Source organism: Nocardia mexicana NBRC 108244 (assembly GCF_001613165.1).
Classification (GTDB): Bacteria; Actinomycetota; Actinomycetes; order Mycobacteriales; family Mycobacteriaceae; genus Nocardia; species Nocardia mexicana.
On record NZ_BDBV01000088.1, the window covers coordinates 1 to 10,360 of the forward strand.

Genomic DNA, 10,360 nt, shown 5'->3' on the forward strand with positions numbered 1-10,360 from the left:
GGGCTCGTGCGCGGCGGGTGCGGGGTCCTCGGGCGCCAGCTGGGCCGGCTCGGGGGCGCTGGACGCGGCCACGACCGTATCGACCGGCGCCGGCTCGTCGGCGGACTCGGGCAGTATGGTGGCCAGCCCGCGCAGCGCCCGGCCGAAATCGGGATCGATCAGATCGGTGGCGGGATCGTCCAGCGGGGTCACGGAGCCCCCGTGGGCGTCGGGCTGGAAGCGCCAGTGCGCGGCGATCACCGATCGGCCCGCCTGCCACTGCAATTGGGCCACCCAGTGGCCCTTCTCGTCCTTCCAGGCGTCCCATTCGGCGATGTCGCTGTTGTGCCCGCGCTCGGCGAACGCGGCGGTGACGACGTCGAGGAGCGTTTCCACGGCCGGACCGTCGCCGCGGACCGGATGTGCGCGCTGGGCCAGCTCGGCCGCGCGCGCCCGCTCCAGCAGCACCGGGTAGGCGAAGCGCTCCACCCGGGAGGTCGGCATGCCCGACTCCTCGGTGACCTGTTCGACGGAGGCACCCGCACGGATACGGGCCTGGATATCGCGAGGACGCATCGTAGCTTCCATTTCGATCTCTATCTGGCCGAATCGGGCAAGGTCGCCGCGGGCGGCGGCACGCAGTTTCTCGTCGGCGGCAAGCCGATACTTCACGCCGGTCTCGGTGTCGACACACACGATGTGCGCGGAATCGGGCGTCAATCCGATCACTCGAAGTTCACGCACCGTTACCTCCTTATCGCTGCGTCGATCACAGCCAGGCTCGCCACACCGCCCACGTTCTGGAACAGTAGTGCACTTCTGAGATTCATGTGGCAAGACACGCGCGCGGAAATCTGTGTGAAGAGTCCCGCGCGCGCTAGTCTGCTCTATTCACTGTATTCGTGGCGCCGCCTCCGGCGTCGCGGTTCGCGGCCCTGTAACCCCGAGTGTCTTCCCTCCTCCGCTCCTCCGCTTCGCTCCCCCGCTCCGTCAGTCCAGACTCGGGGGCGGGCCACGAACTCCTTGGTGTAGTTACTGCGAAATCTGCTCGACAACCCAGTCGATGCAGCGGGTCAGCTGGGACACGTCCTCGGGGTCGATGGCCGGGAACATGCCGACGCGCAGCTGGTTGCGGCCCAGCTTGCGGTACGGCTCGGTGTCCACGATCCCGTTGGCGCGCAACACCTTCGCTACCTGCGCGGCATCCACCGACTCGGCGAAGTCGACGGTGCCGACGACCTGCGAGCGATGCGCCGGATCGGCGACGAACGGCGTGGCGAATTCGCTCGACTCGGCCCACGAGTACAGCCGCGACGAGGAATCCAGCGTGCGCTTGACCGTCCAGTCCAGGCCGCCGCTGTTGTTCATCCACTCGATCTGATCCGCGAACAGCAGCAGGGTGGCCAGCGCCGGGGTGTTGTAGGTCTGGTCCTTGGAGCTGTTGTCGACGGCGATCGGCAGCGACAGGAACTCGGGGGTGAACCGGCCCGAATCCTTGATCTCGGCAACGCGTTCGAGGGCCTTGGGGCTCATCAGGGCGACCCACAGCCCGCCGTCGGAGGCGAAGCACTTCTGCGGCGCGAAGTAGTAGACGTCGGCGTCGGTGATGGTGACCGGCAGGCCGCCCGCGCCCGAGGTGGCGTCGATGGCGACCAGCGCGTTCTCCGAACCGGCCGGGCGCTGCACGGGCAGCGCGACGCCGGTGGACGTCTCGTTGTGCGCCCAGGCGATCACGTCGGCGGTGGGGTCCGACACCGGCTCCGGCGCGGTGCCCGGGTCGGTGGAGACCACGATCGGATCCTCGATGAAGGGGTTCTTCTTCGCCACCGCAGCGAATTTCGAGCTGAACTCGCCGTAGGTCAGGTGCAGCGAACGCTCCCGGATCAGACCGAAGGCGGCCGCATCCCAGAACGCGGTGGTGCCGCCGTTGCCGAGCACCACCTCGTAGCCCTCCGGCAGCGAGAACAGGTCGCGCAGGCCGGAGCGCACGCGCGCCACCACGTCCTTGACCGGCTTCTGGCGGTGGCTGGTGCCCATCACCGAGGCGCCTACCTCGACTAGGGAGCGCAGCTGCTCGGGCCGGACTTTGGACGGCCCGCAGCCGAACCGTCCGTCGGCGGGCTTCAGATCGTCGGGGATGGTCGGGAACGCAGCGGTCATGGCCACCAGCCTAAAGGGGCGTCCGCGGACCCAGATGGCTGGCCCGCTGCTGCGGGCCAGCCGACAGGTGGGCGTTCGGATCAAGGAGGATGTAGTCACCGTTGCTGTCGGTGGCCTGTGCGACACTCGCCGGTAATGAGCCGCCATACCACCTTCCGGTACTGCCTCGACCCGACAATCGAGCAGCAGCGTGCGCTCGCCCGTCATGCCGGTGCAGCTCGGTTCGCGTTCAACAGGTCGTTGGAGTTCGTGAAAACTGCGCTCACTCATCGCAAGACTGATCCCGCACATCCGGTGCCGTGGACCGGATTCAGCCTTATCAATGCCTTCAACCTGTGGAAGAAGACCGAAGCCGCGGGCCGGGTAATCGTGGTCGATGCAGCCGGGGTCGCCGAGATCGAGGTGACCGGGTTGGCGTGGCGCACCGAGGTGTGCCAGCAGGTATTCGAGGAAGCCGCTGTCGACTGCGGCCGCGCCCTGGCCGCCTTCTCGGACTCCCGCACCGGCAAACGCAAAGGGACGAGGGTCGGGTTCCCTCGCTTCAAGAAGAAGAACGCCACCGCCGCGTCATTCCGGCTGCGCAACAAGACCTCGAGGTCCGGTCGAGTGGCGATCCGCATCGGTGACAATGAAATTCCGCGATCGGTGACCCTGCCCGGTATAGGAATCCTCCGGCTACGGGAAGACACTCGTCGACTGCGGCGGCTACTCGGGAAGGGCCGCGCGAAGATTCTCTACATCACCGTGGGGTTCCGGGCGGGCCGCTGGCACATCACTGTCACCATCGAGGCCGCCGACCTGCATCCCGCCTGCCACCACCGGCCACGCGCGGCCGGGGACGACGGTGGCTGGGTAGGAGTAGACCGTGGGCTGTCGGCGTATCTGGTCACCGCGACCAGCGGTGGCGTCGAACGAGTCCGCATCAATAACCAGCCCAAACCCCTGGCTGGCGGGCTGAGGCGGCAGCGGTGGCTGGCGAAATCGTTGTCCCGCAAAGGGAAAGGATCCCGCAACCGTACAGACGCGGCCGCCCGGCTCGCACGCCACCATCACCACATCGCCAATATTCGCCGCCACTTCCTACATCAGGTCACCAACCGGCTGGTCAAAACCCACGACCGGCTCGTAATCGAGGACCTGAATGTGGCAGGCATGCTCCACAACCGCCGTCTGGCGCGCGCGATCGGTGACGCCGGATGGGCCGACTTCGCCCGATTGCTGCGCTACAAGCAGTCCTGGAGAAGCGGGACCGTCGTCACCGCCGACCGCTGGTACCCATCGAGCAAACGCTGCTCGGCCTGCGGGAGGGTGACCACGGACCTGACCTTGTCGGATCGAACGTTTGCCTGCGAGTGCGGGTTTCGCGCCGACCGCGATCGCAACGCGGCGGTCAACCTCGCGGTATGGCCGACGATCGCGCATCGAGACTGTTCTCGATCCCCGGACCCCCAAGCAGGAGGCCGGGTAACCAATGCTCGCCGACGGGAAGGCGCTGACCGGCACCCTGCGGGTGCCGGTGAAACCGGCCCGGATGACGCGAGAACCGACGTGCACGCCACGACGGTGGCGTGAACCGACGACGTCCGAGAAGGGCGGTGCCTGGAATCCGCCAGGGGTGTCAGGCACGCTGCAAAGGCTGGCTCCGGGCCCGAATGCGGGTGGGTCACCGGCGTCGCCGCGCCGACATGACAGTGATTCACACGACCGAATCACCGTGGCGTACGACACAGTACGACTACGGTATGGCCATGAACGAGGGCAGCCAGCGAACCCCGGGCACGACAGCTCCCGCAGGGCCGTTGCCGAGCGTGGGCGGGGCGTCGGCATGAACGGCCGGGGCAGCGGGCCGCGGCGCGTCACCGCACAACTCTCGACGGGCTCGGCATGAGCACCGCCGCACAGGACGGCGCCGGGCCACGCTCGGTGGTCCACGCGATGGCAGCCGGAATCGGCGACCGCAGGCCGAGCCCCGCAACGCCTGCGGGAAGCGCAACTCCGGCGACGGGGAACCGCGTCGCGCCTACGGGTGACCTAACTCCGGTGGCCGAGACCCCCGTCGCGGATACGGGGCGGGGCACGGACGGCGGTCCGGAGCGTGGGCAAGCCTCACCGGGCGGATCGGCAATTCGGCGGCGCACCCTGCTCGACCGGCTGTCCAAGCGGCTCGAATCGCACGGGTTCGCGTTCCGGCACGGCGCCCTGTCCGCGGCCGCGCGGCGGGAACTGCTGATTCGCGGGCTGCCCGGCTCTGCCACCGTCCTCGGCGTGCGGCCCCGCCGCACCGAACCCGGGCACCGGTTCTGGGTGCGGGTGCAGGCCGAGGGGCAGCATCCCTACGAGACCCGGGTGCGGCAGCGGGTCAGCAACACCGACCTGGAGCTGATGCAGCCCGGCGACGTGGTCAGCTGCCGGGTGGATCCGGGCGATCGCGACCGAGTCGTGCTGTACGTGCCCAATTCCGAGGAGGCGACCCGGGTCAGCATCGCCAAGATCCTCGCCGACGGCCGCCGCGCGGATGCGACGGTGCTGGCCGCGACGCCGGTGGCCGCCGACTACAGCGGCCGCGACGATCCGGTCCTGCGGCTGGACCTGGAGCTGCGCGCCTGGGACGAGCCGCGGCCGTGGTGGGTGCGCATCGTGCAGCCGGTCCCGCTGTCGGCCATCCAATTGGTCGACCTGGGACGGCATTTGGAGGTCGCCTTCTTCACCGTCGACCGCGGCGATTCGGTCGCGGTGGACTGGGAAGCCTCCGTGGAATCCTGATCCATGGCGGGAAGTGGCTAAGGCAGCTTCACGAATTCGTAGCCCTGGGCGCGTAGTCGCGGGAGGACCGCCGACATGCCCTCCGCCGTACCGGATTTCGGGCGGTGCATGTGGCCGATGGTGATGGCGCCCGGGTGCGCCGCCGACATCGCCTGCCGGACCTGCGCGGCCGAATAGGTGGCACCGGCGTCGGCATTGATGCTGAATCCCACCGGCTGCTCGCCCAATTCGCGCACGATCGCGACGGCGATCTCGTCGTAGTGCGCGGTACCGGTCCGGAAGAATCGCGGCGGGTGACCGAGCAGCCCGGTCAGCGTCTCGTGATTGCCCCACACCTCGTCGACGGCCTGCTGCGGCGAATCGGTGCCCGCGATCCCATATGCGGCATGGCCGTTCACCGACAGCGGGCAGTGCCGGGTGCCGTGATTGGCGAGTTCGAACAGCGGGTCGGCCGCCAGCCGGGCCGCACGGGCCGGATCGGCGTCGATCCACCGCTTGTTGAGGAACAGGGTCGCCGGGATCTGCTGCGCGCGCAGAAAACTCAGCAGTTCCTCGTTGATCTCGTTGTTGTCCGGGCCGCCGCACGCGTCGAAGGTCAGCGCCATCTTCTTGCCGTCGGCAGGAATCGAGGTGATGATCCCGGGCAGATCCATTCCCCACTGCGTGGGCTGCTGTCCCGCGTAACGGGCCGCCACCGCCGCGGATGGATTCGCGACCTGTTGCGGTTGCACCCCGCCCAGCGGCAGCCCCTGCTTCGGCGCGCTGCCAATCGGCTGCGTGGAAGAATTACCTTGGGCCGCACCACATCCGGTAGTCACCAGACCGGCGGCCAGAGTCACCCCCGCCGCCAACAGTTTCCGCCGCGAGAACCCTGCATCGAACACGCGACGCATGCTACGCGATCCCGGCGAAAAGCATGTCGGGAAAGTGATGGTGGAGCATGCCGGGAAAGTAATGGGTGGAGCACGCCGGGAGATGATGGGTGAAGCACGCCCGGAAATAGTGGGCAGAGCACACCCGGAAGTAGTGGGCAAAGCACGTCGGCAAGTGATGGGTGGAGCACGCCCGGAGGTGATGGGCAGAGCATGCCGGGAAGTGATAGGTGGCGCACCCCCGGAAAGTGACGGACAGAGCATGCCGGGAAGTGATAGGTGGCGCACGCCCGGAAAGTGACGGGCGGAGCGTGCCGGGAAAGCTGCCGGAGCATCATCCACGATGGTGGTGGGCGAGAGCCCGGGCGGTGGGCTATCAGTTGACTGCTCGCCGGGGGCGAGACACCAGTTCACCGGAGCAGTTGGGGCATATGTATTTCATAGCGGCACTGCATGGTTCGCAGAATGTGCATTCGTAGGAGCAGATTCGGGCCGGGCCGTCCGGCGACAGCTCCGCAAGCTCGCACCGTTCGCACCGGGTGCGCATTTCCAGCGCCATCGTTCACCTCCGCGGAGATTCGAATGCCCGCGACGCGTGGTCGCGGGCATTCGAAAAGTGGTGCGGCGCCGCCTGCGGGCCGCGGTCGCCTACTTGCGGGCGACGGAGTCCCAGCCGACGACCGACTCCGGCTTGCGGGGTTCGGGGCCGGTGTAGATGGCGGCCGGGCGGACCAGCTTGCCCAGCTTCTTCTGCTCCAGGATGTGCGCGCACCAGCCGGCGGTGCGGCCGCAGGTGAACATCGCGGGCATCATGTGCGCCGGCACCTCGGCGAAGTCCAGGATCACCGCGGCCCAGAACTCGACATTGGTCTCGATGGCGCGGTCGGGCCGGCGCTCGCGCAGTTCGGCCAGCGCGGCCTGCTCCAGCGCCGCGGCCACCTCGAAGCGCGGGGCATCGAGCCGTTCGGCGGTGGCGCGCAGCACCCGGGCGCGCGGGTCCTCGGCCCGGTACACCCGGTGGCCGAAGCCCATCAGCTTCTCCTTGCGATCCAGGATGCCCTTGACCAGAGCCCGTGCGTCCCCGGACTTCTCGACCTCCTCGATCATCGGCAGCACCCGGGCCGGGGCGCCGCCGTGCAGCGGGCCGGACATCGCGCCGATCGCACCGGACAGCGAGGCCGCCACGTCCGCCCCGGTGGAGGCGATGACGCGCGCGGTGAAGGTGGAGGCGTTCATGCCGTGCTCCGCGGCCGAGACCCAGTAGGCGTCGATCGCCTCGATGTGCCGCGGGTCCGGGTCACCCTTCCAGCGGACCATGAACCGCTCGGTGATGGTGTCGCACTCGTCGATCTTCTTCTGCGGCACGGCGGGCTGGTAGATGCCGCGGGCCGACTGCGCCACGTACGACAGCGCCATCACCGACGCGCGAGCCAGATTCTCGCGGGCGGTGTCGTCATCGATGTCGAGCAGCGGCTGGTAGCCCCAGATCGGCGCGAGCATGGCCAGCCCCGCCTGCACGTCGACGCGGACGTCGCCGGTGTGCACCGGCAGCGGGAACGGCTCGGCGGGGGGCAGCCCGCGGCCGAACTCACCGTCGACCAGCAGCGCCCAGACGTCGCCGAAGGTCACCCGGTTCTCGACCAGGTCCTGGATGTCGACACCGCGGTAGCGCAGCGCGCCACCGTCCTTGTCGGGCTCGGCGATGTCGGTGGTGAAGGCCACCACACCTTCCAGGCCGCTGACGAAATCGGGTGGTACGGCAGGGGCCGCAGCGCTGGCAGTCATGTTGTGACTCTCCTTGCAATTCGGGCCGCACGATCTGTGGGCGACCACGCTGTGTTCGATTCGGCGCTCGAGACCCCCGTAATTCCCGACGTTGCCGCGTCGGGCCGTGGACCACTCCCGCCGAGTCCGATGCGACGCCGGGGCGGACGTACAGGCTGTCGCCTGCCGGGCCGGACGCGCGCGTCGATCAGTACGAACCTTAGTCCCTCTACTACTGCGGAGTAACGTCTGGTCCATGCGCGACGAGCAGAATTCACCTGGGTCGGCGGCGCGGCCCGAGGCCGCCGAGATCGATCCGGCGCTGCGGGCGCACCTGGACATCGCCGCGATGCGCGCCGAGTACGGCGGCAGCTCGACCGGTGCGGCCGGATCGGATACCGACCTGGACGAATCCTGGCTGGCCGACGGCTGGGAACCGCTGCTGCGGGTGTGGATCGAACAGGCCACGCGCGCCGGTATCGCCGAGCCGAATGCCATGGTGCTGGCGACCGTGGAGCTCACCGACGCCGGACCGCGGCCCGCCTCGCGGACCGTGCTGTGCAAGGGCCTCTCGGGCGAGGGTGTGACTTTTTACACCAATTACGATTCCGGCAAGGGCAATCAATTGTCGGAGGTTCCCTACGGCTCGATCACCTTCGCCTGGCCCGCCCTCGGGCGCCAGGTGAATCTGCGCGGCCCGGTGGGCACGGTGGCACCCGATGCGACGTCGGTGTATTGGCGGTCGCGGCCCCGCAATTCACAGCTCGGCGCCTGGGCCTCGCAGCAGTCGCGGCCGGTGGCCTCGCGTACGGAGCTGGATCGGGCGCTGGCCGATGTCACCGCCCGCTTCGAGGGCGTGGAGCAGATCCCGGTCCCCGCGAACTGGGGGGGCTACCTGCTGCGGCCCGAACAGGTCGAGTTCTGGCAGGGGCGGCGCAGCCGATTGCACAACCGGATCCGGGTGACGCTGGAGGCGGGCAGCACCGACCCGGCCGCGATGAAGGTGCAGCGCCTGCAGCCCTGAGCCACCGCTTGTAATCATGGGATGACTCACCGAAAATCGGTGACCATGCGTCAGACCATCCCGCTACTGTTCCGCCGGTGAAGCTCCTCGCGGACACCGCGCCGCTGCGCAACACCGACTATCGCCGCCTGTGGACCACCGGCATCGTCACCATGATCGGCGCGCAGCTGTCGGTGGTGGCCGTGCCGCAGCAGATCTTCGAAATCACCGGCAGCTCCGGCTATGTCGGCCTGGCCGGGCTGTTCGGCCTAGTGCCGCTGGTCGCCTTCGGACTGTGGGGCGGCGCGCTGGCCGACGTGATGGATCGGCGAAAGCTGTTGCTGATCACCAGCACCGGTACCGGGCTGACGGCCCTCGCATTCTGGGTCCAGGCGGCGGCCGGGCTCGGCAACGTGTGGATCGTGCTGGGCCTGTTCGCGGTGCAGCAGGCATTCTTCGCGGTGAATCAGCCCACCCGCGCCGCGATCATCCCCCGGCTGCTGCCTCCCGACCTGCTGCCCGCCGCCAATTCGCTCAATATGACGGTGATGCAGTTCGGCGCGATCGCCGGGCCCGTGCTGGCCGGTGCGCTGATCCCGCTGACCGGCCTGTCGATGCTCTACCTGCTGGACGCGATCGCCCTGCTGGCCACCCTGTGGGCGGTCTGGCGGCTGCCGGCGGTTCCGCCCACCGGCACCCAGCGCCGAGCGGGCCTGCGGACGGTGGTCGAGGGCTTCACCTATCTGGCGACGCAGCGAATCCTGCTCGCCTCCTTCGTGGTCGACATCATCGCGATGGTGTTCGGCATGCCGCGGGCGCTGTTCCCGCAGATCGCCCGGGACAGTTTCGGGGATCCGGCGAGCGGCGGCGTCGCGCTGGGTCTGCTGTTCGCGGCGATCTCGGCGGGCGCTGTGGCGGGCGGGGTGTTCTCCGGCTGGCTCACCCATGTGCGGCGGCAGGGCCTGGCCGTCATCGTGTGCATCGCGCTGTGGGGTGTCGCGATGATCGGTTTCGGCGTGGCGATCGGCGCCACGGGGCACGGACTGTCCGTCGGCGCCGGATTGTGGATAGCCTTGGCCTGCTTGGCCTTCGGCGGTGCCGTCGACATGTTCTCGGCCGCGCTGCGGACCACCATGCTGCAGCAGGTCGCCACCGACGAGATGCGCGGCCGGCTGCAGGGCGTATTCATCGTGGTGGTGGCGGGCGGCCCGCGCATCGGTGATGTTGCCCACGGTTTTGCGGCCGCGGCGCTGGGTACCGCCGTGGCGGCGGCCGGGGGCGGGGCGCTCGTCGTGATAGGGGTGCTGATCGCCGCGGTGGCGTTCCCGGCATTCGTGCGATACCGGGTCGCACGCGCCCACGCCGAGGTCCCGACCGCGTGAGATGGCACGTCGACCATGGCCGATAGCCGCTCGGCCCGCACGGGGATTCCGCGACTCCTGCCGAGATAGCCCGGTCCGCCCGGGGCTCGTCGCCGCACTACCACGCGACCCGGCTCCACCTCACCTCGCGCGCAGGTGACCGTGAGGTAGTTAACGCCCACCCTCGCTAATCATGCCGACCAGCCAGCGGCTAGCGTTGGTGTAAGCGCATCGGACGCCGACCGCACCCGGTGCCTACGGTTCTAGCCTGAGAGGGATCCTTCCGTGCCCGCTGAGAACAGCATGAACGTCGACATCGACGGCAAGCCGGTACTGTCCTACCCCGGTGGCGAATACCCCATGACGGTCACCAAGGCCGCCGAGGGCAACGACGGGATCGAACTGGGCAAGCTACTGGCCAGCACCGGATACGTCACCTACGACCCCGGTTTCACCAA

The 10,360-nt window shown here is 68.8% G+C and carries 9 protein-coding genes and 1 pseudogene; 5 read left to right on the top strand and 5 right to left on the bottom strand.

All coding sequences use genetic code 11. The features are described 5' to 3' along the window. The coding region (gene sepH, locus NM1_RS31760) for a septation protein SepH (protein ID WP_218022179.1) at positions 1-723 on the bottom strand (723 nt) is incomplete at its 3' end. 288 nt (positions 724-1,011) lie between these two features. Then, positions 1,012-2,139, bottom strand: coding sequence for a phosphoserine transaminase (gene serC / locus NM1_RS31765; protein ID WP_068028465.1), 1,128 nt, complete (start codon positions 2,137-2,139; stop codon positions 1,012-1,014). A 135-nt stretch (positions 2,140-2,274) separates the two neighbouring features. On the opposite strand from serC, the gene NM1_RS31770 reads away from it, so the two are divergent. Both NM1_RS31770 and NM1_RS31775 read left to right on the top strand, forming a co-directional pair. Next, positions 2,275-3,711 carry an RNA-guided endonuclease TnpB family protein gene (locus NM1_RS31770; protein ID WP_068028468.1) on the top strand — a complete coding sequence of 479 codons (1,437 nt, stop codon included), beginning with the start codon at positions 2,275-2,277 and terminating at the stop codon, positions 3,709-3,711. Between the two features lie 468 nt (positions 3,712-4,179). Then, positions 4,180-4,902, top strand: coding sequence for a hypothetical protein (locus NM1_RS31775; RefSeq protein WP_246011715.1), 723 nt, complete (start codon positions 4,180-4,182; stop codon positions 4,900-4,902). Between the two features lie 17 nt (positions 4,903-4,919). Here the strand turns inward: NM1_RS31775 and NM1_RS31780 are convergent, their stop codons facing one another. The 3 genes from NM1_RS31780 to NM1_RS31785 all read right to left on the bottom strand — a co-directional run bounded on the left by NM1_RS31780 (position 4,920) and on the right by NM1_RS31785 (position 7,559). Beyond that, positions 4,920-5,786, bottom strand: coding sequence for a polysaccharide deacetylase family protein (locus NM1_RS31780; RefSeq protein WP_246011716.1), 867 nt, complete (start codon positions 5,784-5,786; stop codon positions 4,920-4,922). A 364-nt stretch (positions 5,787-6,150) separates the two neighbouring features. Next, on the bottom strand, positions 6,151-6,333 hold the full coding sequence (locus tag NM1_RS41625) for a DUF1272 domain-containing protein (RefSeq protein WP_084520234.1): 183 nt from the start codon (positions 6,331-6,333) through the stop codon (positions 6,151-6,153). An 89-nt stretch (positions 6,334-6,422) separates the two neighbouring features. Then, positions 6,423-7,559, bottom strand: coding sequence for a citrate synthase 2 (locus NM1_RS31785; protein ID WP_068028474.1), 1,137 nt, complete (start codon positions 7,557-7,559; stop codon positions 6,423-6,425). Positions 7,560-7,887: 328 nt separating this feature from the next. On the opposite strand from NM1_RS31785, the gene pdxH reads away from it, so the two are divergent. From pdxH to NM1_RS44270, 3 genes and pseudogenes are all read left to right on the top strand, one after another. After that, complete coding sequence (gene pdxH, locus NM1_RS31790) at positions 7,888-8,562, top strand: pyridoxamine 5'-phosphate oxidase (RefSeq protein ID WP_068028495.1); 675 nt, start codon at positions 7,888-7,890, stop codon at positions 8,560-8,562. Between the two features lie 77 nt (positions 8,563-8,639). After that, positions 8,640-9,923, top strand: a complete 1,284-nt coding sequence (locus NM1_RS31795; RefSeq protein WP_068028481.1) for an MFS transporter — start codon at positions 8,640-8,642, stop codon at positions 9,921-9,923. A 264-nt stretch (positions 9,924-10,187) separates the two neighbouring features. After that, a pseudogene (locus NM1_RS44270) lies at positions 10,188-10,360 on the top strand (citrate synthase); the annotation flags it as partial.